This is a genomic window from Kocuria sp. CCUG 69068 (assembly GCF_020833785.1).
GTDB classification, from domain to species: Bacteria; Actinomycetota; Actinomycetes; order Actinomycetales; family Micrococcaceae; genus Kocuria; species Kocuria rosea.
Map to the genome: position 1 here is coordinate 1 of NZ_PDDL01000062.1, position 21772 is coordinate 21772.

21 protein-coding genes and 1 pseudogene are annotated in these 21772 nt (G+C 73.3%); 12 read left to right on the forward strand and 10 right to left on the reverse strand.

The window, feature by feature from the left end; all coding sequences use genetic code 11:
- On the forward strand, positions 1-751 hold a 751-nt coding region (locus CRM73_RS12215; RefSeq protein WP_229587869.1), incomplete at its 5' end, for an ABC transporter ATP-binding protein.
- Positions 748-1545 carry an energy-coupling factor transporter transmembrane component T gene (locus CRM73_RS12220; protein ID WP_229587871.1) on the forward strand — a complete coding sequence of 266 codons (798 nt, stop codon included), beginning with the start codon at positions 748-750 and terminating at the stop codon, positions 1543-1545. The genes CRM73_RS12215 and CRM73_RS12220, both read left to right, overlap by 4 nt.
- 8 nt (positions 1546-1553) lie before the next feature.
- Here the strand turns inward: CRM73_RS12220 and CRM73_RS12225 are convergent, their stop codons facing one another.
- From CRM73_RS12225 to CRM73_RS12240, 4 genes are all read right to left on the reverse strand, one after another.
- The gene (locus CRM73_RS12225; RefSeq protein ID WP_035928258.1) at positions 1554-2435 is read right to left on the reverse strand and encodes an aminotransferase class IV; all 882 of its coding nucleotides are present in this window, start codon (positions 2433-2435) and stop codon (positions 1554-1556) included.
- 29 nt (positions 2436-2464) lie between these two features.
- On the reverse strand, positions 2465-3058 hold the full coding sequence (locus tag CRM73_RS12230; RefSeq protein ID WP_035928261.1) for a uridine kinase: 594 nt from the start codon (positions 3056-3058) through the stop codon (positions 2465-2467).
- On the reverse strand, positions 3055-3582 hold the full coding sequence (locus CRM73_RS12235) for a low molecular weight protein-tyrosine-phosphatase (protein ID WP_229587873.1): 528 nt from the start codon (positions 3580-3582) through the stop codon (positions 3055-3057). The genes CRM73_RS12230 and CRM73_RS12235 overlap by 4 nt, the downstream gene beginning before the upstream one ends.
- A gap of 84 nt (positions 3583-3666) precedes the next feature.
- Positions 3667-5640 (reverse strand): BCCT family transporter, encoded by a 1974-nt coding sequence (locus CRM73_RS12240; RefSeq protein WP_229587875.1) that lies wholly within the window; start codon positions 5638-5640, stop codon positions 3667-3669.
- A gap of 325 nt (positions 5641-5965) precedes the next feature.
- Here CRM73_RS12240 and dnaK point away from each other — a divergent pair, with 325 nt between their 5' ends.
- From dnaK to CRM73_RS12260, 4 genes are all read left to right on the forward strand, one after another.
- The gene (gene dnaK / locus CRM73_RS12245) at positions 5966-7822 is read left to right on the forward strand and encodes a molecular chaperone DnaK (protein ID WP_031282565.1); all 1857 of its coding nucleotides are present in this window, start codon (positions 5966-5968) and stop codon (positions 7820-7822) included.
- Complete coding sequence (locus tag CRM73_RS12250; RefSeq protein ID WP_109244091.1) at positions 7819-8481, forward strand: nucleotide exchange factor GrpE; 663 nt, start codon at positions 7819-7821, stop codon at positions 8479-8481. The genes dnaK and CRM73_RS12250 overlap by 4 nt, the downstream gene beginning before the upstream one ends.
- A gap of 164 nt (positions 8482-8645) precedes the next feature.
- Entirely contained in the window at positions 8646-9671 is a 1026-nt protein-coding gene (locus CRM73_RS12255; protein ID WP_095650375.1) for a DnaJ C-terminal domain-containing protein, read from the forward strand.
- 1 nt (position 9672) lies between these two features.
- Positions 9673-10113, forward strand: a complete 441-nt coding sequence (locus CRM73_RS12260; protein WP_017832603.1) for a heat shock protein transcriptional repressor HspR — start codon at positions 9673-9675, stop codon at positions 10111-10113.
- 26 nt (positions 10114-10139) lie between these two features.
- Here CRM73_RS12260 and CRM73_RS12265 read toward each other — a convergent pair whose 3' ends face one another.
- From CRM73_RS12265 to CRM73_RS12275, 3 genes are read right to left on the reverse strand one after another with little or no spacing between them, the layout of a single operon-like run.
- Positions 10140-10634 carry a GNAT family N-acetyltransferase gene (locus CRM73_RS12265; RefSeq protein ID WP_229587877.1) on the reverse strand — a complete coding sequence of 165 codons (495 nt, stop codon included), beginning with the start codon at positions 10632-10634 and terminating at the stop codon, positions 10140-10142.
- Positions 10631-11422: a tRNA (guanosine(46)-N7)-methyltransferase TrmB gene (gene trmB / locus CRM73_RS12270; RefSeq protein WP_035928279.1), complete on the reverse strand. Its 792-nt coding sequence runs from the start codon at positions 11420-11422 to the stop codon at positions 10631-10633. The genes CRM73_RS12265 and trmB overlap by 4 nt, the downstream gene beginning before the upstream one ends.
- 4 nt (positions 11423-11426) lie before the next feature.
- The gene (locus CRM73_RS12275; RefSeq protein ID WP_052133009.1) at positions 11427-12041 is read right to left on the reverse strand and encodes a TIGR00730 family Rossman fold protein; all 615 of its coding nucleotides are present in this window, start codon (positions 12039-12041) and stop codon (positions 11427-11429) included.
- A 158-nt stretch (positions 12042-12199) separates the two neighbouring features.
- Between CRM73_RS12275 and CRM73_RS12280 the strand changes: the two genes are divergently transcribed.
- From CRM73_RS12280 to CRM73_RS12290, 3 genes are all read left to right on the forward strand, one after another.
- Positions 12200-13465, forward strand: a complete 1266-nt coding sequence (locus CRM73_RS12280; RefSeq protein WP_229587879.1) for a multidrug effflux MFS transporter — start codon at positions 12200-12202, stop codon at positions 13463-13465.
- 155 nt (positions 13466-13620) lie between these two features.
- Positions 13621-15066: a sodium:alanine symporter family protein gene (locus tag CRM73_RS12285; protein WP_017832598.1), complete on the forward strand. Its 1446-nt coding sequence runs from the start codon at positions 13621-13623 to the stop codon at positions 15064-15066.
- Between the two features lie 66 nt (positions 15067-15132).
- Positions 15133-16008, forward strand: coding sequence for a D-hexose-6-phosphate mutarotase (locus CRM73_RS12290; RefSeq protein WP_229587881.1), 876 nt, complete (start codon positions 15133-15135; stop codon positions 16006-16008).
- A gap of 20 nt (positions 16009-16028) precedes the next feature.
- On the opposite strand, the gene CRM73_RS12295 is transcribed toward CRM73_RS12290, so the two are convergent.
- The 3 genes and pseudogenes from CRM73_RS12295 to CRM73_RS12300 form a co-directional block, all read right to left on the reverse strand.
- Positions 16029-17252 (reverse strand): HNH endonuclease signature motif containing protein, encoded by a 1224-nt coding sequence (locus CRM73_RS12295; RefSeq protein ID WP_370658539.1) that lies wholly within the window; start codon positions 17250-17252, stop codon positions 16029-16031.
- A pseudogene (locus tag CRM73_RS19950) lies at positions 17165-17716 on the reverse strand (DUF222 domain-containing protein); the annotation flags it as partial. The gene CRM73_RS12295 and the pseudogene CRM73_RS19950, both read right to left, overlap by 88 nt.
- A gap of 134 nt (positions 17717-17850) precedes the next feature.
- Positions 17851-18246 (reverse strand): hypothetical protein, encoded by a 396-nt coding sequence (locus tag CRM73_RS12300; protein WP_017832595.1) that lies wholly within the window; start codon positions 18244-18246, stop codon positions 17851-17853.
- Between the two features lie 188 nt (positions 18247-18434).
- Here CRM73_RS12300 and CRM73_RS12305 point away from each other — a divergent pair, with 188 nt between their 5' ends.
- From CRM73_RS12305 to CRM73_RS12315, 3 genes are all read left to right on the forward strand, one after another.
- A complete protein-coding gene (locus CRM73_RS12305; RefSeq protein ID WP_229587885.1) occupies positions 18435-19211 on the forward strand; it encodes a type 1 glutamine amidotransferase domain-containing protein in 777 nt (258 codons plus the stop codon).
- Positions 19212-19344: 133 nt separating this feature from the next.
- A complete protein-coding gene (locus CRM73_RS12310) occupies positions 19345-20097 on the forward strand; it encodes an SDR family NAD(P)-dependent oxidoreductase (protein ID WP_017832593.1) in 753 nt (250 codons plus the stop codon).
- A 362-nt stretch (positions 20098-20459) separates the two neighbouring features.
- Positions 20460-21772, forward strand: a 1313-nt coding sequence (locus CRM73_RS12315; RefSeq protein ID WP_229587887.1) for a DEAD/DEAH box helicase, incomplete at its 3' end; no start/stop codon positions are given.

Genomic DNA, 21772 nt, shown 5'->3' on the forward strand with positions numbered 1-21772 from the left:
GACCCTGCGCCGCGGCCGCGCGCTCGCGCTGACCGGGCCCAACGGCGCCGGCAAGTCCACGCTCGCGCTGACGCTGGCGGGTCTGCTCGCCCCCGTGCGCGGCACCGTGCGGGCCCACCCGGTCCTCGACCGCGGCGCGGGCCCCGACCCGCTCGAGTGGAGCGGCCGGGAGCTCGTGGCCCGCGTGGGGACGGTCTTCCAGGAGCCCGAGCACCAGTTCCTGCGGGCCACCGTGCGGGCCGAGCTCGAGCTCGGCCCCCGGCTGGCCGGCACGCCGGTGGCCGAGCGGGAGCGCCGCACGGACGAACTGCTCCGCCGGCTGCGGCTCTCGCACCTGGCCGACGCCAACCCGTTCACCCTCTCCGGGGGCGAGAAGCGGCGGCTGTCCGTGGCCACGGTGCTCGCCACGGACCCGGACGTGCTGGTGCTCGACGAGCCGACGTTCGGTCAGGACGCCCTGACGTGGGCGGAGCTCGTGGACCTGCTCGTGGAGCTCGTCGACGCCGGCACGTCGGTCCTCGCCGTGACCCACGACGAGGACTTCGTGCGGGCGCTCGGCGCCGAGGTGCTGGCGCTGGGCACCCCGAGCGGGCGGGGCCGCGCCGCTCGCACGGCACCGGCGGCGGAAGGGGCGCCGGCCGTTCCTGCCGTGCGGTCCGCGGCCGCGGCCGGGAGTGCCCCGGCGGCTCCGGCGGCGCCGGGCGCCGGCGCGGTGCGGGTCGTCCCCGCCCGGCGGGAGCCCGTCCGGTGAGCGCCGCCGCGATCGCGCCGTCGGCCCGGACCTCCCTGCTGGGGCGCACGAACGCGGTGGTCAAGCTGGCCGGGGCGCTGCTGCTGACCGTGGTGCTGCTGCTCAGCGCGGACCCCGTGACGTCGGGGACCGTGCTGCTGGGCGAGGTGCTGCTGCTGGCGCTGGCCGGTCAGCGCCCGCTCGCGCTGCTGCGCCGGGCGTGGCCGGTGGTCGTGGCGGCGCTCGTGAGCGGGTGGGGCACGGCCCTGCTCGCCGAGGACACCGGGCCGGTGCTGCTCGACCTGGGGATCACCGGGATCTCGTCCGGCTCGGTGGCCGCGGGGGCGGCGATCGCCCTGCGCGGGCTGGCGCTGGCGCTGCCCGGGCTGATGCTGGTGCTCACCACGGATCCCACGGACCTCGCCGACGGCCTCGCCCAGACGCTGCGCCTGCCGGCCCGCTTCGTGCTCGCGTCCCTGGCCGCGCTGCGGCTGGTGGGGGTGATGGTCTCCGAGTGGGCCACCCTGGCGATGGCGCGGCGGGCGCGCGGGGCGGGGTCCGGGCACGGTCCGGTGGGCGCGCTGCGGGAGTTCGGCGGTCAGGCCTTCACGCTGCTGGTGCAGTCCCTGCGACGGGCCACCCGGCTCTCGGTCACCATGGAGGCCCGCGGCTTCGGGGCGGGTCCGCGCACGTGGGCCCGCGTCCCGGGGCACTCCTGGCGGGACGCGGCGGTCCTCACGGGCTGCGCTGCGGCCGCCGCGGCGGGCCCGGCGGTGTCCGTCCTGCTCGGGACGCACCGGTTCATCTGGGCCTGAGCGAAGGATCAGGCCTGCTGGACCCAGCTCGTGACGAGCCTCGTCAGGTCCGGGTCCACCGGCAGCGGCTGGTGGTCGAGCCGGCGCACCGGCACCGCGAGCCGGACGCTGGAGACCAGCCACACGGCGTCGGCCTCCATGAGGTCCGCCGGGTACAGGGGCCCGTAGCCGAGCTCCCAGCCGTCCCGGCGGGCGGCGGCGAAGATCTTGGCCTGCGTGGTGCCCGGCAGGATCCCGTGCGAGGGCTCCGGCGTCAGCAGGGTGCGGCGGCCGACGCGCACCCGGGCGCAGACCACGGAGGACGTCGCGCCCTCCAGGACCCTGCGCCCCTCCGTGGTGAAGACCGCCTCGTCCGCGCCGAGGGAGCGGGCGTGGCGCAGGGCGGCCATGTTGATCGCGTAGGAGAGCGTCTTGGCCCCCGGGAGCAGCCACGGGTACCCGGCGTCCTGGGCGGGGTCGTGGCCGCGCGGCAGCAGCACCGCGGTCACGCCGTCCCGGCGCTGCCGGAACGTCGTCTCCGGCACGGGGCTCACCACGATCCAGGACCACGGGCCGTCCGCCGGGGTGCCGCGGCTGATCACCACCTTGACGGCGTGCTCGGCCCCCAGACCGCCGTCCCCGCCGGGGGCGGCGTGGGCGAGCGCCAGCTCCACCGCCCCGCGCACGTCCCGCGCCGACGGCACGGGCAGCTGCGCCAGCCGCGCGGAGGCCGACAGCCGCTGGTGGTGGGCCTCGAACTTCTGCACGAGCCCGTCGACGGCGCGCATGGTCTCGAAGACGCCGTCCCCCCGGGTGAGCCCCTGGTCGTCGATCCGCACGAGCGGAACGGACGGATCGGCGAGGACGCCCTCCGGGTGGGCGGCGTCGAGGACGACGACGGTGCTGGTCACGGATCCTCCTGTCGGTGCGGCCGCGGGGCTCAGCAGACCGGGCCGGGGTGCAGGATGTCCACCTGTTCCCAGACGTGGTCCTCCGCCAGGTAGGCGTCCTCCTGGGCGGCCCAGCGGTCCCAGTGCTCGGCGTAGTAGGAGCCGTCACGGCTCAGCGCGCGGTCGTAGCGCAGGGCGGTGGGCAGCTCGACCCACACGGAGACGTCCAGCAGCTCCCGGGCCTCGGCGCTGCACGCGCCGACGCCCTCCAGGATCACGACCTCCGCCACACGGGTCAGCCGCGGGGTCCCCGGGGAGCCGGTGACCCAGTCCCAGGCGCTCCACTCGGCGTCCCGGCCCTGGTCGAGGGGTGTGAGGACCTCGTCCACGTAGGTGCGGCGGCCGGGGCCGAGCCCGTCCCAGCCCGGGTAGAGGTCCTCGAGGTGGAAGAGCGTCACGTCCCGCACCGGGCGCAGCACCGCGCCGAGCTGCTCGGCGAGGCTGGTCTTGCCGGCCCCCGAACGCCCGTCGATGCCGATGAGGTAGGGGCGGCGGGTGGGGGAGGGGAGCAGCCGCGCCAGGTTGGTGCCGGCGGGGTGGGCCGCGGCGAGCGCCGGATCCAGCTCGAGCTCGATGTCGATCACGCGCGCCCGGCGTCCTGCGCGGATCCCCGGTCGGCGCCGAGCTCCCGGGCGACGGCGCGGACCACGCCCGGCACGGCGGCGTCGATCATGCCCCAGGTGGACTCGAAGTCCTCGGGGCCCCCGTACCAGGGGTCGTAGATCCCCAGGTCGCCGTCCTCGAGGTCCTCGACGGCGGGGTCGAACTCCCGCAGCAGCCGCACCTTGGCGGCGGCGGACCGGTCCGGTGCGAGCGCCCGCAGGCGCTGCCAGTGCACCACGTCCAGGGCGAGCACGAGGTCCCGGTCGCCGAAGCGGACGGGGTCGAAGACCTGGGCCGCGTGCGCAGAGGCGTCGAGTCCCTCGCGGCGCAGGAGGTCGCCGGCGCGGGGGTCCACGGGGTTGCCGAGCTCCTCGTCGCTGACGCCGGCCGAGTCGATCCGCACGCGCCCGGCCAGTCCTGCGGCCTCGAAGGCGCGGCGCAGGGCGAACTCCGCCATGGGCGAGCGGCAGATGTTGCCGGTGCACACGGCCACGATCGAATACATAGCGCGCAGTCTAAGCCGTCCGGTCCCGGCACGAGAAGTGCGGCCGCCGCCCGAGGGGGCGACGGCCGCACGGCGCGGGTCCGGTCAGGACCGGCGGACGGTCGGGTCGAGCGGTCGCTGCTCGTCCGGGTCCAGTCGTTCCTGACCGGCGTCCGGGCGCTCCGGCTCCTGGTCGGCCTGCTGGCCGGAGCTCGAACCGGTCTCCGCGGCGAGGTCGATCTCCTCGCCGTTCTCGTCGACCCGCCGGTACCAGTCGGTGACGGCCGGGTCGTGGGAGTCGAAGGTCTCGCCGGCGGCACGGGCGCCGGGGGCGTGCTCCACCTGCAGGGCGAAGTCGTCGCCGTGCTCCTCGATGCCGTGGATCACGGCCTTGCGCACCGCCGTGAGGGCGAACGCGTGGCGGATCGTGGCGGGGTCGCTGCGCAGGTCCTTGTAGAAGGCGACCATGAGGAAGGCGACGATCACCGCGAACGGCAGGGCCGAGACGGTCACGAGGTTCTGCATCCCGGTCAGGGCGTCGTCGCCGCCCACGAGCATCATGACCGTTGCGATGCCGCCGAGGCACAAGCCCCAGAACACGACGATCGGCCGGTTCGGCTCCGGCTGGCCCCGCTGGGACAGCGTGCCCATGACGATGGACGCGGAGTCCGCGCTGGTCACGAAGAAGATGCCGATGACGACCATGGCGAGCACCGACGTGATCGCGCCGAAGGGCAGGGCGTCGAGCATGCCGAACAGCGCGGCCTCCTGGCCGCCCGCGGCGGCCAGGTCGGTCCCGGTGCGCTGCAGGTACATGGACGTGCCGCCGATGACCACGAACCAGAGCACGCACATGGAGGAGGGGACCACGAGCACCACGGTCACGAACTGGCGCAGCGTGCGGCCGCGGGAGATCTTGGCGATGAACATCCCGACGAACGGGGACCAGGACAGCCACCAGGCCCAGTAGAAGACGGTCCAGCCGCCGGCGAAGGCGGTGGCGTCCTCGCCCCAGCCGCCGGTCTGCCCGGTCATCCAGAGGTACTCCTGCAGGTAGGTGCTGAACACGGCGGGGACCAGGTCCAGGATCAGGACAGTGGGCCCGGCCACGAACACGAACAGGGCGAGCAGGAACGCCAGCAGCAGGTTCGTATTGGAGAGGTAGCGGATGCCGCGGGCCACGCCGGAGACCGCGGAGACCACGAAGGCGGCGGTGAGGACGGCGATGATCGCGATGAGCCCGCCGTTGCCGAGCGGTCCCCAGCCCGCGACGATCTCGAGGCCCCGGGAGATCTGCAGCGCGCCGATCCCGAGCGAGGCAGCGGTGCCGAAGAGGGTCGCGAAGATGGCGAACACGTCGATGAGCCGGCCCAGGCCGCCCTCGGCGCGCCGCTGGCCGATCAGCGGCACGAAGATCCGGCTGATGAGCGGGGAGCGTCCGCGCCGGTAGGCGCCGTACGCGACGGCCGCGCCGACCACGGCGTACATGGCCCAGGGGTTGAGACCCCAGTGGAAGGCGGTCTGGACGAGGGCGTAGACGGTCATCTCCTCGGAGCCGGGCTCCGCCCCGAATCCGGGGACGCCCGCGCCGAAGTGGCTCAGCGGCTCGGAGGCGCCGTAGAACATCAGGCCGATGCCCATGCCGGCGGCGAAGAGCATGGCGAGCCACGAGAAGAAGGAGTACTCGGGCTTCTCGTCGTCCATGCCCAGGGGGATCCGCCCGGTCCGGGTGAAGCCGACCACGAGCATGAACAGCACGGCGGCCGTGGACAGGGCGGTGAAGAACCACCCGGTGTTGCCGGTCACCCAGCCCAGGGCCGCGGTGGAGGCGGCCGTCAGGGACTCGGTGGAGAGCACGCCCCAGGCGATGAACCCCACGATCAGCGCGGCGGTGACGGTGAAGACCACCTTGTCCGTGCCGTAGTTCAGCTTCTGGTCCTCGACGGCGATGCCGGGGACGAGGGCGGGGTGGATGCCGTGCGGGTAGTTGATCTCGCGCAGCACCTCCCGCGGCTTCGGCCGGCGGGAGCCGTCGGCCTCACTGGACGGATGCGGCGAATGGGGTGGCGTGGTGCTCACGGTGGCTCCTGAGGTGTCGGGGTGCGTGCGGTGTCGTGTCGGTGCGTGCGGTGACGTGCGGGGCGGACCCGGGGGTGTGGCGGTGGCCCGCGGGAACGGGCACAAACACTCCACGGTATCCGACGTCCCGACCCAGCGGGAGGGGGTGCGCGGCGTCTCACATCCCCGGCACCCCGGGTTGAGTCGATGTGGCTCAACTTAAGTTGACATCAGCGGCTCACGTGGCAGACTTGAGCCAGGAAAACTCAAGAACTGAGACCTCCGGGACCCCAACGGGGCCGGTACGGCCCGCCCGGTTCAGCTCGACCCGAAGGAGAACACGTCCATGTCTCGTGCAGTAGGAATCGACCTCGGCACCACCAACTCCGTGGTGTCCGTGCTGGAGGGCGGCGAGCCCACCGTCATCGCCAACGCCGAGGGCAACCGGACCACGCCGTCCGTCGTCGCCTTCTCCAAGGACGGCGAGACCCTGGTGGGCGACATCGCCAAGCGCCAGGCCGTCACCAACGTGGACCGCACGATCGCCTCGGTGAAGCGCCACATGGGCACCGGGTGGTCCACCGACATCGACGGCAAGAAGTACACGCCGCAGGAGATCTCGGCGCGCATCCTGATGAAGCTCAAGACCGACGCCGAGTCCTACCTCGGCGACAAGGTCACCGACGCCGTGATCACCGTCCCGGCGTACTTCAACGACGCCGAGCGCCAGGCCACCAAGGAGGCCGGTGAGATCGCCGGCATGAACGTGCTGCGCATCGTCAACGAGCCCACCGCCGCGGCGCTCGCCTACGGCCTGGAGAAGGGCAAGGAGGACGAGCTCATCCTGGTCTTCGACCTCGGCGGCGGCACCTTCGACGTCTCCCTGCTGGAGGTCGGCAAGGACGAGGACGACTTCTCCACCATCCAGGTCCGCTCGACCGCCGGCGACAACCGCCTCGGCGGCGACGACTGGGACCAGCGCGTGGTCGACTGGCTGCTGGCGCAGGTGAAGTCGAAGACCGGCGCGGACCTGTCCAAGGACAAGATCGCCCTGCAGCGCCTGAAGGAGACCGCGGAGCAGGCCAAGAAGGAGCTGTCCTCCGCGACCAGCACCAGCATCTCCCTGCAGTACCTGTCCGTGACCCCCGAGGGCCCGGTGCACCTGGACGAGCGCCTCACCCGCGCCAAGTTCGAGGAGCTCACCCGGGACCTGCTCGAGCGCACCGAGAAGCCGTTCAAGGACGTCATCGCCGAGGCCGGCATCTCCGTGTCCGACATCGACCACGTGGTGCTGGTGGGCGGCTCGACCCGCATGCCCGCCGTCGCGGAGACCGTCCAGCGCCTGGCCGGCAAGGAGCCCAACAAGGGCGTGAACCCGGACGAGGTCGTCGCCGTCGGCGCCGCGATCCAGGCGGGCGTGCTCAAGGGCGACCGCAAGGACGTGCTGCTGATCGACGTGACCCCGCTGTCGCTGGGCATCGAGACCAAGGGCGGCGTGATGACCAAGCTCATCGAGCGCAACACGGCGATCCCCACCAAGCGGTCCGAGACCTTCACCACCGCCGAGGACAACCAGCCGTCCGTGTCCATCCAGGTCTTCCAGGGCGAGCGCCAGTTCACCCGGGACAACAAGAACCTGGGCACCTTCGAGCTGACCGGCATCGCCCCCGCCCCGCGCGGGATGCCGCAGATCGAGGTCACCTTCGACATCGACGCCAACGGCATCGTGCACGTCTCCGCGAAGGACAAGGGCACCGGCACCGAGCAGTCGATGACCATCACGGGCGGGTCCTCCCTCTCCAAGGAGGACATCGACCGGATGGTCAAGGACGCCGAGGCCAACGCCGAGGCGGACCGGGTGCGCCGCGAGGCGGCCGACCTGCGCAACAACGCGGAGCAGCAGGCGTACTCCGTCGACAAGCTCCTGAAGGACAACGACGAGAAGCTGCCCGCGGACGTCAAGTCCGAGGTGCAGGCGGACGTCGACGCCCTGAAGAAGGCGCTCGAGGGCGAGGACGAGGACGCCGTGAAGTCGGCCTACGACAAGCTGCAGCAGTCCCAGACCAAGCTCGGCGAGGCCCTCTACGCGCAGTCGCAGACCGAGGGCGCCGAGGGCGCCCCGGGTGCGGGCGCCACCGGTGCCACCGGTGACGAGGACATCGTCGACGCCGAGGTCGTCGACGACGAGGACGAGAAGAAGTGAGCATGCCCGACCCCACGCCAGGACCCGACGAGAACGCGGACGACCACGGCGCCGGGAGCGTTCCCGGCGACCCCGCCGCGCACCCCGGCGAGCAGTCCGCACAGGACTCCGGCGCCGGCCCCCGCGAGGAGGCCGGGCCGGAGGGCCTGACGGTGGACGACATCCTCTCGACGCCCCAGTCGACGGACGCGGAGTCCGGGGACGCCGCACCGGCGCCGGCCGCCGCGGAGGAGTCCCCGGCGGCCGCCCTCGCCGAGGAGCGGCTCGAGGAGCTGCGCCGGCTGCAGGCCGAGTTCGTGAACTTCAAGCACCGCACGGCGCGCGAGAAGGAGCAGCTGCGGACCTTCGTGACGGGCGACCTCCTGCAGACGCTGCTGCCGGTGTTCGACGACATCGACGCGGCCCGGCAGGCGGGCGACCTCACCGACGGCCCGTTCGCGGCGATCGCGAACAAGCTCGAGGAGACCCTCGTGCGGCACGGGCTGGTGCGCCTCGGGGAGGTCGGGGAGAAGTTCGACCCGAACGTCCACGAGGCGGTGCTGCAGCAGCCCACGAGCGAGGTCGAGCCGGACCAGGTCTCGATGGTGCTGCGCTCCGGCTTCCGGATCGGCGAGCGCGTGGTGCGGCCGGCCCAGGTCGCCGTCGCGGTCGCCGAGTGAGGCCGGACCCGGCCTGATCCCAGCGATGTCAGGGGAGGCCCGTCCCTCGGGCCTCCCCTGACCCGTCCACCCGTCCCCGGCGCCGCGGCGCCGGGGACGACCCCCGGACCACCACCGGGTCCTGCTCCGCAGGACCCCGACCGGCCCCACAGAAAGGAGGCGTCATGGCCAGCCAGGACTGGATCGACAAGGACTTCTACAGCATTCTCGGCGTCTCCAAGGACGCGTCCGCCGCCGACGTCAAGAAGGCCTACCGCAAGCTCGCCCGCCAGTACCACCCGGACCAGAACCCCGGGGACGCGGAGGCCGAGCAGCGGTTCAAGGACATCACCGAGGCGAACTCCGTGCTCTCCGACCCCGAGGAGCGCAAGCAGTACGACGCGATCCGCGCGATGGGCTCCGGGGCGCGCTTCACCGCCGGCGGCCCCGGCGGCGCCGGGGGCTCGGCCAACTTCGAGGACCTCTTCGGCGACATCTTCGGCGGAGGCGGCGGAGGACGCCGCCGCCGCACGACCTACTCCACCGGCGGCGCGGGCGGCCCCGGCGGCCCGGGCGGGTTCGAGGACCTGTTCGCCCAGTTCGGCGGTCAGACCGGGTACGGGGCGCCGGGCGGCTACGGCGGCTACCAGGCCCCGCCGGCGCGCGGGGAGGACATCCGGACGGAGACGACCATCCCGTTCCGCTCCTCGGTGCACGGCACCACGGTCAAGCTGCGCCGGGGCAACGGCCAGGAGACCACGGTGCGGATCCCGCGCGGCGTGCGCGACGGTCAGAAGCTCAAGCTCGCCGGCAAGGGCCACTCGGGTGCAGGCGGCGCCGGCGACCTCTACGTCACCGTCCACGTGACCCCGCACCCCTTCTTCCGGCGCGTCGAGGGCACGGACGACGTCGAGGTCACCGTGCCGATCACGTTCCCCGAGGCGGCCCTGGGCGCCACCATCGAGGTGCCCGTGCTGGACGGCGGCACCGTGCGCGTGAAGGTCCCGGCGGGCACGTCCTCGGGCCGGCGCTTCCGCGTCAAGGGGCGCGGGTTCGGCACGGCCAAGGGCACGGGCAACCTGATCGTGACGGTCGAGGTGCACGTGCCGGCCGAGCTTGACGAGCAGGCGCAGGCCGCCGCCAGGGCGTTCGCCGAGGCGACCGCGGACGAGGACCCCCGGGCCCGCCTGGCCGAGAAGGCACGGGTGTGAGATGGCACTGGACGCCGACCAGCCGCTGTTCGTGATCTCCGTGGCCGCGGAGATCGCGGAGATGCACCCGCAGACGCTGCGCCAGTACGACCGGCTCGGCCTCGTCAGGCCGTCCCGGGCCCCCGGCCGCGCCCGCCGCTACTCGCAGCGCGACATCGAGAAGCTGCAGCAGATCCAGGTGCTGTCCCAGCAGGGCGTGTCCCTCGAGGGCATCCGGCGCATCCTCCAGCTGGAGAACCAGGTCGCGGCCCTGCGGTCGCGGGTGGCGGAGCTGTCCCGGGAGCTCGAGGACGCCCGGGACCGGGCCGAGGAGTCCTCGCGGATCTTCGCCGCCGGCGTCGGCGGGGACGTGGTGCGCATGGCCCGCGGCGCCCGCCCCCGGGCCCGCAAGATCTCGCAGGCCGTGGTGCTGTACCGGCCCCCGCGCCAGCAGGAGCGCTGAGCCGCACCGGCGCCCGGGCCGGGCGGTCAGCGCAGGTGCTTCTCGAAGCCCACGTCGTACACGCCGCCCGGATAGACCCGGGCGGTCCCGGGCAGCAGGACGTACCCGCTGCTGCGGTACAGGGCGGCCGCCTCCGGCTGGCGGCTGCCCGTGGTGAGGTGGATGCGCCGGTAGCCCGCCGCGGCGGCGAGCCGCTCGAGCTCGGCCAGGACCCGCCGCGAGATCCCCCGCCGGCGGTGCGCCGGGGCGGTCCACACCCGTTTGAGCTCCGCCGTGGCGTCGTCGTGCCGGCGGAACGCGCCGCCGCCCACCGTCGTGCCGCCCTCGAGGAGGAGCAGGAGCGCTCCGGCGGGAGCGGTGAAGTCGTCGACGGGGTGCTCGGCCATCTCCTCCGCCCCGATCTCGGGACCGTAGCGCTCCACGTACTCGTGGTGCAGGCCCTCGAGCAGCGGCTGCGTGCGGGGATCGCCCGGGGGCACGACGACGAAGCCGTTGCGCTCCGCGCCGGGGACGGCGCTCACGCCGTCCGGCGGTAGACGAGGTCGCGGGGGACGCGGCCCGCCTCCTGCGCCTTGCGCTCGAAGCTCGTGAGGACCCGTCCCTCCCAGCGCGGGGCCCATCCGGTGTCCGGGTGCTCGTCGTCGGCGAGCGGGCCCGGGTGGACGTTCTCGAACTGCGGGGACGCGTCGAGGACCTCGCGCATCACCAGGGCGTACTCCTGCCAGTCCGTGGCGAGCCGCCACAGCCCGCCCGGGACGAGCACCCGGGCGGCGAGCTCGGCGAACGCGGGGGAGACCAGGCGCCGCTTGTGGTGGCGGGTCTTGTGCCAGGGGTCCGGGAAGAACACCCACAGCTCGTCGACCGAGGCCGGGGCGAGCATGTGCTCCAGGACCTCGGGCGCGTTGGCCTGCGCCACGCGGACGTTGTCCACCCCGGCCTGGGCCGCCTTGAGCAGCAGATCCGCGATCCCGGGCTTGTACACCTCGACGGCGAGGTAGTTCCGCGCCGGGTCCTGGGCGGCGGCGTGCACGACCGCCTCGCCGAGCCCGGAGCCGACCTCCACGACCAGCGGCGCCTCGCGCCCGAAGGCCGCGGCCGCGTCGAACTCGTGGTCGGGGTGGACGGAGGTGTCCGTGCGCACGCGCGGGACGTCGAGCACCCGGGTGGGCGCCCAGTCGTCCCAGGCCTTCTGGCGGCGGGCGGTGAGGCGGTCGCCGCGGCGCACGAAGGAGTACGGCCGGCGGTGGAACGCCTCGGGGACGGGGCCCTGTGCGGGGCCCTCGGCGGGGGAAGGGGTGTGCTCGCTCATCGCCCTACATCCTAGGGGCTGGGCGGACGGCGGGCGCGTCGGCGCCGGGAACGGGCGGCTCGGACCAGCGCCGGCGGGGCGCCTCCCACGCCGCGAACCGGGCGAGCAGCTCGTCGGCGTCCTGGGCGACCACGGCTGCGTCCCGGTACTCGGGGCGCACGAGACCGGCCGCGGACATCGAGGCCACCGCGTCCAGCAGGGGCCTCCAGTAGCCGGCCACGTCCAGGAAACCGACCGGCTTGGCGTGCACCCCCACCTGCAGCCAGGTCCACGCCTCGAAGATCTCCTCGAGGGTGCCCAGGCCGCCCGGCAGGGCCACGAACCCGTCGGCGAGGGCGGCCATCTCCGCCTTGCGCTCGTGCATCGTCCGGACGATGCGCAGCTCGGTCAGCCCCGTGTGGGCCGTCTCGTCGTCGACGAGCGACTGCGGCATGACCCCGACCACCTCGCCCCCGGCGGCCAGGGCGGCGTCGGCGACGACGCCCATCAGCCCCACGTGGCCGCCGCCGTAGACGACGCCCACGCCGCGGCGGGCGAGGGTGGTGGCGAAGGCCCGGGCGGCCTCGGGGAACAGGGGGTCGGAGCCGAGGGATGCCCCGGTGTACACGGCGAGTCTCATGAGGACATTGTCGCTGTCGCTGTCGCAGTCGCAGTCCCTCATCCCCGCCCCTCGTCCTCGTCCCGCATGTCTCTCCCTCGTCCTTCGCCACGTCGCGGCGTCGATAGCATGAGGCGCGCCCCGCGCCCGCCCTGCCGACCCGTGCCGAAGGACCTCCCGTGAGCTCATCGCCGCCCGACGACCCCGTGCGCTCCCGCCTGCGCCTCTCCGGCGGCAAGGACCGGGTGGTGCTGGTGGCGGCGCTGGGGATCCTCAGCGCGGTGAGCCCGATGGCCACGGACATGTACCTGGCCTCGATGCCTGCCATGGCCGGGCACTTCGGGGCGTCGGCCTCCGCGGTGCAGCTGACGCTGACCACGTACATGGTCGGCATGGCCGTGGGGCAGTTCCTGCTCGGGCCCGTGTCCGACGTGCTGGGCCGGCACCGGCTCATGGTGGCCGGCAACGCGCTGTTCCTGCTCAGCTCCGTCGCCGTGGTCCTGGCCCCGACCATCGGGACGGTGCTGGTCCTGCGGGCGGTGCAGGGACTCGCCGGGGCGGCCGGCGTCGTGATCGCCCGCGCGGTGGTCTCGGACATCGCCTCCGGCCGCGGGGCCGCGAAGCTGTTCTCGGTCCTCGCGACCATCACCTCCCTCGCCCCGGTGGTGGCCCCGCTCCTGGGCGGGGTGATCGCCACGGTGGCCCCGTGGCAGACCGTGTTCTGGGTGCTCGCGGCGTTCGGGCTGCTGATGCTGGCGTGCTCCGTGCTCGTGGTCCCCGAGACCCTGCCCCCGCACCGGCGCCACCGCGGCGGGGTCGGCGCCGTCGTCACCGGGTCCTGGCGGGTGCTGCGCACCCCGTCCTTCATGGCCTACGCCCTCGCCTTCGGACTCGCGTTCGGCGCCCTGTTCTCCTACATCTCCGCCTCCTCCTTCGTGCTGCAGAACGTGCTCGGCTACTCGGCGCTCGGCTACTCCGTGGTGTTCGCCGTCAACGCGGGCGGCTCCATCCTGGGCGCGGTCGTCAACACCCGCCTCGTCGACCGGGTCGAGCCCGGCACGATCCTCCGCACCGCGATCGTGGTCATGGCCGCCGTCAACGTGGTGGGCCTGGGCCTGGTGCTGGCCGGGATCACCGGGTGGACCACCCTGGCGCACCTCTTCGTGAGCCAGACCTGCATCGGCTTCGTCATGGGCAACGCCGTGGCCCTCGCCCAGGGCCGGGTCCCGGGCCGGGCCGGGGCCGGGTCGGCGGTGCTCGGACTGGTCCAGTTCCTCCTGGGCGGGCTCGTGAGCCCGCTGACCGGCCTGGCCGGTCAGCACACCGCCGTCCCGATGGCCGTGTCCATGGCGGTGTGCTCGCTGCTCGCCGCGGGAGCCGTGCTGCTCGCGCGCCGCCTCTCGCGGCGGGCGCCGGAGGGCCCCGCCGCCCCGTCCGGCCCGTAACCGGGCGGAAACGGGCAGGAGCCACACTGTGGCCGATCCATCGGTCCCTGACCGGGGGAGCAGCGGACCTGTGATTAGATGCCTTCTGCCGAGACCGAGGTCACAGTCCCGTTCCGGCCCGATTCCTGATCCACCCGACACCCACGGGAGAACACATGCTCCAAACCATCGAGACTGCCCTCGGCGAGCTGGGCGGCATCATCTGGGGGCCCTACGTCCTCATCCCCCTGCTGCTGCTCACCGGTCTGTACCTGACCGTCCGGCTGGGCGGGCTGCAGTTCCACAAGCTGGGCTCCGCGCTGCGACTGGCCCTGTTCGACCGCAAGGACGCGGACGCCCGCGGCGGCGACGTCTCCCAGTTCCAGGCGCTGACCACGGCGCTCGCGGCCACCGTGGGCACCGGCAACATCGTGGGCGTGGCCACCGCGATCTCGATCGGCGGGCCCGGCGCCCTGTTCTGGATGTGGGTCACCGGCCTGCTCGGCATGGCCTCCAAGTACTCCGAGGCGTTCCTGGCCGTGCGGTTCCGCACCACGGACGCCAAGGGTGAGATCTCCGGCGGCCCGCAGTACTACCTGGAGCGCGGCATCCGCAACGGGTTCGGCAAGTTCCTGGCGATCTTCTTCGCCGTCGCCGCCGCGCTGGCCGCGTTCGGCATCGGCAACATGACCCAGGGCAACTCCATCGCCTCCAACCTGGAGAGCTCGTTCAGCGTCCCCACCTGGATCACCGGTGTGGTGCTCGCCGTGCTGACGCTCGCCGTGCTCGTGGGCGGGATCAAGTCCATCGGGAAGGTCACGGCGGGCTTCGTCCCCGTCATGATCCTCTTCTACGTCCTGGGCGCCCTGTTCATCCTCGTCGTCAACGTCGCGGCCATCCCGCAGGCGGTCGTCCTGATCTTCACCGACGCCTTCTCCGGCACGGCGGCCGTCGGCGGGTTCGCCGGATCGGCGATCATGCTGGCCGTGCAGATGGGCGTGGCCCGCGGCATCTTCTCCAACGAGTCCGGCATGGGATCGGCCGCGATCGCAGCGGCCGCGGCCCAGACCACCCACCCGGTCCGCCAGGGGCTGGTCTCCATGACCCAGACCTTCATCGACACCATCATCGTGGTGACCTGCACGGGACTCGTGCTCATCACCACCGGGGTCTGGGAGCAGGGGGCGGACTTCGCCGCGACCATGACCGGCGACGCCTTCAGCCAGGGCCTGCCCGGGCAGTGGGGCCACTACGTGGTCACCATCGGGCTCGTGATGTTCGCCTACTCGACGATCCTCGGGTGGGCCTACTACGGCGAGCGGTGCATGGAGCGGCTCTTCGGCCGGCCGGCCGTGATGCCCTACCGGGTCGTGTTCTCCCTGGTCGTGTTCGTGGGCTGCACCGTGCCGCTGGCGGTGGTGTGGAACTTCGCCGACGTGATGAACGGCCTCATGGCCCTGCCCAACCTCCTCGGGCTGCTGCTCCTCTCCGGGCTGGTCGTCCGCGAGACCAGGCACTACCTGGACCACGACCCCAAGCTGCGGGCGGACCGCCGCCAGGTCGACGCGTTCATGGAGGGCCATCCCGGAGCGATCGACTCGTACGAGCGCACCGGCGTCTGACGGCTGTCGGCGCACGAGGGCCCGGCCTCCTGACGGGGACCGGGCCCTCGGTCTAGCCTGAGGGGCATGAGCGAACTCCCCGAGCCCCGCCTGTTCTCCTGCGCGGACGCCACCGGCGCCGTCCACGACCAGGGCGCGCACGTGATCGACTGGATCCCCACGGGCCACGCCCCGGTGCTGTGGCTGTCCCCGAGCACCGCGCTCGAGACGGGCAAGCCCGTGCGCGGGGGTGTCCCGATCTGCTTCCCCTGGTTCGCGGACGGGGCGGAGGGCGGACGCGAGCCCAAGCACGGCTTCGCCCGCACGCTCCCGTGGCACGTCGAGTCGCGCGAGTCCTCGGACCACGAGGCGATGATCGTCTACCGGCTCTCGGACGCGGACGTCACCGAGCCCGCGCACCGGGAACAGTTCCCGTACCAGTTCGAGGCCTACTGCGTGGTGCGCTTCGGCACCGAGCTGTCCCTCGAGCTGAGCGTCACCAACACCGGTGAGCGCCCGTTCGACTTCGAGGAGGCCCTGCACGCCTATCTGGTGGTGGGGGACGTGCGGAAGATCCGGGTCGAGGGGCTGGAGGGCGCGTCCTACCGCGACAAAGTCCTGGACCGGGAGGACTGCGTCCAGGAGGGGGACCTCCGGTTCGACGGCGAGACCGACCGGGTGTACCGCTCGACCGGCGACGTCGCCGTGGTGGACCCCGTGCTGGGGCGGGTGCTGCGGATCCGGAAGAAGAACTCCGGCACCACCGTGGTGTGGAACCCCGGGGCGGAGACGGCGGCGGCGATGCCCGACGTGGGGCCGGACGGATGGACGGACTTCGTGTGCGTGGAGGGCGCCAACACCCACGCCGACGCCGTGCACCTCGAGCCCGAGGAGACCCACAGCATGGGCTACCGCCTGTCGGTGGAGACCACGGCGGAGGACCCGGGCCGCCCACCCGCCTGATCCTCGGCACCGTCCGGGGGTCAGAAGGGAGGAGGGTCTGCGTCCTCGGGCACGGAGCTGCCCCGCTCCCCGACGTCCGGGACCGGTCCGCCCGATGTGGCACCGCCCGACGTGGCACCGACCGATGTGGCACCGACCGATGTGGCACCGGCCGAGGGGTCCGGCACGGTCCGGTAGGTCCGTCCGGCCGGTGAGGTCCACTCGAGCACTCCGCCGGCGGGCGCCGGCCCCGGCTGCCGCACCGACCAGCGGCCGAGGGCACCGCGGCGGTGCTTGACGAGGTGGTGGTGGCGGCACAGGTGGGCCAGGTTGTCCGCAGCCGTCCGGCCGCCGTCCTGCCACGCCACCGTGTGGTCGAGGTCGCAGCGCTCGGCCCGCCGCCGGCACCCCGGAAAACGACAGGTCCCGTCGCGCAGCCGCAGCCGGCGGCGCAGATCCGCGGGCACCGCGTAGGTGGTGCGGTCGTGGTCGAGGACGGCGCCGGTGACGGGGTGCGTCAACACGCGATGCCACGAGGAGGCACCGGCGGCCAGCTCGCGGGCGACGTCCGCGCTGATCGGGCCGTGGCCTTCGAGCACCGGGGCGTCCGCGGGCACGCCGGCGGCCCGGCCGCCGGGGCGGCACCCCAGCAGCGTGAGCACGGGGACCGTCACGCAGACCCGGCCGCGCACACCGCGCGGGAACCCGGGGTCATCGGGGAGCTCCCCCTCCAACAGGAGATCGGTGAGGACGTCCGCCCGCAGCTGCGCGTCCGCCCGGGCAGTCCTGGCACCCGGCGCGAACCCGTCCGGGCCATCCTCCTCCGGACCGCACTGCACTGGACCGCACTGCACTGGACCGCACTGCACCGGGCCGAACTGCGCCGGGCCGAACTGCGCCGGGCCGCACCGGTCCGGCTCTCGCCCCGTCCCCGCGCGGGCGGTCTCCTCCACGGGCTCCAGTAGCGACGCGAGCGTGTCGAGCCGGTCCTGGACCGCGAGCGCCGTGGGTGCGTCCAGCAGGGCGTGCAGCCACGCCATGCCGTCCTCACCGTGCTCGACCCACACGCGGCGTCCGGCCCTGGCCGCCCGTGCCTCGCCTCCTGCGTCCCGGCCAGCAGCGCCGCGCGCCGGCGCCGGGCCCACGCGCGCAGCTGCGCCACCGTGCAGTGCGGAGCCCGCTCCACCAGTTCGGCGGCGAGCCGCTGCACGACGGCGGACGGTGCCTCCTGGCCCGCCGGGACGTCCTCGACCAGCTCGCGCCACTGGTCGGCGATCACCGAGGCGTGCCGGGCGCTGAAGAGGCCCGCCTCCAGCGCCTCGAGGACCTCGGGCAGGTGCAGCCCGAGCACGAGGGCCTCGCGGACGCGCCCGAGGGCCGTGCCCGCGGGCAGGCGCAGCGCCGGGCCGATCTCGTCGGCGAGATCACGCACCATCTGGTCCTCGGTCTCGAGGAGGGAGCAGACGAGCTCATCGGCCTCGTAGGGCATCAGCCCTGCCGTGGAGACCCAGTCGATCTCGCGGTCCTCCCAGGCCAGCAGCCACAGCCGGACGATGCAGCGCAGCTGGCGCCCCGCCTCCCGCGCCTGTGCGGCCGCCGAGTCCACGAGCTCCCCGACGACCGCCCGCACCTCGGCCCGGACGCCGGCGTCCAGCACCCGCTCCCCGGCGGGAGCGGCTCGGTGCGGACCCGGAGCAGGACGGGCCCGGCGGTGCGCCGTCGTCGTCATGGGCCCATTCTCCTGGGCACCTCGGACGTTCTAGGACTTCGGAGTAGGACGCCGGAAAGGCCACCGGGAATGCAGAACGGGTGCCGCCCGTCCGTGCGGACGGGCGGCACCCGTGGGGTCCTGCGGGGCCGTGCCTACTTGGAGACGACCAGGGCCGCGGCGATCGCGGCCAGGAAGGCGTCCTTCGAGAGGCCCGTGCCGGCCTCGGACGGGCGGACGCCGTCCTCCTGGGTCATCTCGGGGTTGCGGAAGTACATCGCGAGCAGCCCGGCGGAGAACGCGCCGAGGGCCAGACCCGCGAGGCGCTTGTTGACGAACGGGGTCAGCAGGGCGGCGCCGATGCCGATCTCCGAGTACGCCACGAACTTGCCGAAGGTGTCGGCGTCCCACTCCTCGAACTGGGGGACGCCGGTGGCGGCGAACTGCTGGAGACCCGCGGCGGCCTCCGTGGGGAGGTCCTTCTTGCCGTAGCCGGACTGCAGCAGGTAGGCGCCGGAGACGCCGCGCAGGATCGCGTTGGAGAGGCTCATGGTCGGTCCTTTCAGGAGGGCGAACAGGGTCATTGAGTCGTCAACGACCCTATCAGGGGAGGGCTCGCGCCCTCCGTGCAGGAGGGGCCGGGAGCGAACACCGGCCCCGGGGGCGGCCCCCGCCGCCTAGGCTGGCCACCCGCTCGCAGGACGCCCTCCGCGTCCCGCCACCCGACGGAAGGACAGACATGGACATCGAGACCATGAAGAAGGTTCTGCTCGTTCTCACCAGCCACGACTCCCTCGGCGACACCGGGGAGCCCACCGGCTACTTCGTGGGGGAGGCCGCCCACCCGTGGAAGGTGTTCCGGGACGCCGGCTACTTCGTCGACTTCGCCTCGATCGCCGGCGGGCAGCCCCCGCAGGACGGCAAGGACGAGGAGGACGAGGTGCAGCGGCAGTACCTCGAGGACGAGATCGTGCGGGCCTCCCTCTACAACACCCCGCGGATCAGCGTGGTCGACCCGGCCCAGTATGACGCGGTCTACCTCGTGGGCGGGCACGGCACCATGTGGGACTTCGCGGGCAACGCGGACCTGCAGGCGCTCGTGGCCGCCGTGCACGACGCCGGGGGAGTCGTCGGCGCCGTCTGCCACGGACCCGCCGGGCTCGTGGACGTCGAGCTCGCCAACGGTCTGCGCATCGTCGAGGGACGCCGGGTGGCCGCGTTCACCAACGCCGAGGAGGACGAGGTCGGCAAGTCGGACGTCGTCCCGTTCCTGCTCGAGGACAAGCTCGTCGAGCAGGGCGCGGACGTGCGGACCGCGCCGAACTGGGCCGAGAACGTCGTCGTGGACGACCGCCTCGTCACCGGGCAGAACCCGCAGTCCGCGGCCGGCGTGGCCAAGGAGATGACCAAGCTCCTGACCGAGGTGGTGCGCGAGCAGAAGGCCGCCCAGGAGGCGGACTCCGCCGCGCTGCGCCAGGCGCACGACGCCGAGAAGTCCGAGGACGCCGAGGGCTGAGCCTCCGTCCGGTGCGAGGGGCGGCACGGCAGGCGGCGCCCGTGCCACCCCTCGCGGGCCCCGGCGTTTCCGGACAGACTGGGAGCGTCGGGCCGTCCGGCCCGGCCCAGCGGACACACGGCAGGAGAACCACATGGCTGACCTCAAGGACAAGGTCGCGCTCGTCACCGGCGCCGCCTCCGGCATCGGCGAGGCCTGCGCGAAGGACCTCGCGGCGCAGGGCGCCAAGGTCGTCGTCACGGACATCGACACCCGGCGGATCGACGACGTCGTCCAGGCGATCATGGCCGCCGGCGGCGACGCCGCCGGCTTCCGGCAGGACGTGGCGAAGCCCGAGGACTGCGAGGCCGCGGTCGAGTTCGCCCAGCAGACCTACGGCGCCCTGCACCTGGCGGTGAACAACGCCGGGGTCGCCGGCGCGGCGGACGCGGTGGGGGAATCGGACCTCGACGCGTGGGTGCGCACCGTGCAGATCGACCTGCACTCCGTCATGTTCGGCATGCGCTACCAGCTGCCCGCCATCGAGCAGGCCGGCGGCGGGGCGATCGTCAACATGGCCTCCGTGCACGGCACCGTGGCCGTGGCCGCGGGCAACAGCGCCTACACCGCCGCCAAGCACGGTGTGGTCGGGCTCACCAAGCAGGCCGGCGTGGAGTACGGCCGGCGCGGGGTGCGGATCAACGCCGTCGGCCCCGGCTACATCGACACCCCGCTGCTCAGGACCGCGCCGGCGTCCGTCCTCGAGGGGCTCACCGCCAAGCACCCGCTCGGCCGGCTGGGCCGCGCCGAGGAGGTCGCCGCCCTGACCACGTTCCTCCTCTCGGAGAAGGCCTCCTTCATGACGGGCGGGTACTACCTGGTCGACGGCGGCTACACCGCGCTGTAGTCCCCGCACCGCGGACCCACCGCACCGGCGCCGGATGCGTGCACGCGTCACCGCGTCCCGCACCGGCGCGGTGGGCCCGGCGCCGTCAGGGCGCGGCCGTGCCTTCCGCCACATCCGGGTGGTGGCGTGCCGCCGGTGCTGTAGGGTGAGGCGTATTGCATATGGCACTGCTCCCCGTTCCCGGGTGAGCAGGCAGGCGTCGAGCACCCCGTTCTTCTTCCAGCGTGGCACCGTTCCAGACGGTCTCAGCCCGCTCGCAGGGGCTCCAGGAGTCATTCGGCGCAACCCGGCGCGCTACCCCCTTGCCGGGACATCCGATCGAAAGACGTATCCCAGTTTTGGCTACTTTCACCGACCTTGGCGTGCCCGAGGCCCTTTCCGCCGTCCTCGCCCAGCAGGGCATCGAGCAGGCGTTCCCCATCCAGGAGAAGACCCTCCCCGACTCGCTGGCCGGCCGTGACGTGCTCGGCCGCGGCAAGACCGGCTCGGGCAAGACCGTGGCGTTCGCGCTGCCGCTCGTGTCCCGGCTCGCCGGATTGACCGGCAACGGCGCCCGCGCCGCCCGGCGGGCCAACCGGCCCACCGGCCTGGTCCTGGCCCCCACCCGCGAGCTGGCCACCCAGATCGACCGCGCGATCGCCCCGCTGGCCGAGGCCGCCGGGCAGACGACCACCGTCATCTTCGGCGGGGTCTCCCAGCGCAACCAGGAGAAGGCGCTCGCCAAGGGCGCCGACATCGTCATCGCCTGCCCCGGCCGGCTCGAGGACCTGCTGAAGCAGAACGTCCTCACCCTCGACGACGTCCGCGTGACGGTCATCGACGAGGCCGACCACATGGCCGACATGGGCTTCCTGCCCGTGGTGACCCGCATCCTCAAGCGCACCCCCCAGGGCGGCCAGCGGCTGCTGTTCTCCGCGACGCTCGACGGCGGCGTGGACAAGCTCGTCAAGCAGTTCCTGTCCAACCCGGTCAAGCACTCCGTGGACGCCCCGCAGGCGTCCGTGTCCACCATGGACCACCATGTGCTCGTCGTGGACGCGGACGAGAAGCAGGAGCTCATCGAGGCCCTGGCCTCCGGCACCGGCCGCCGCGTGATGTTCACGCGCACCAAGCACCGCGCCAAGAAGATGGCCCGCAAGCTCAGCCAGATGGGCATCCCCGCCGTGGACCTGCACGGCAACCTGTCCCAGAACGCCCGCGACCGCAACCTGGCCCAGTTCTCCGCCGGTGACGTGCGCGTGCTCGTCGCCACCGACGTCGCCGCCCGCGGCGTGCACGTGGACGAGGTCGAGCTGGTCGTGCACATCGACCCGCCCACCGAGCACAAGTCCTACCTGCACCGCTCCGGGCGCACCGCCCGCGCCGGCGCCTCCGGCTCCGTGGTCACGGTGGCCACCAAGGAGGAGCGCCGCGAGGTCACGCAGCTCATGAAGGCCGCGGGCGTCACCGCGAACTTCGACACCGTGACCGTCGGCTCCCCGGCCGTCACGGCGCTCGTGGGCGAGCTCGCCGACAAGGTCGCCTACGTGGCGCCGCCCGTCCAGGCGCAGGGCCGCCCGGCGAGCGGTCAGCGCTCCGGCGCCGGCCGTTCCGGTGGCCGTGCCGGCTCCGGCGGCAACCGCGGCCGCGGCGGACAGAACCGTTCCGAGCAGCCGCGCAGCGCCTCCCGCGACCA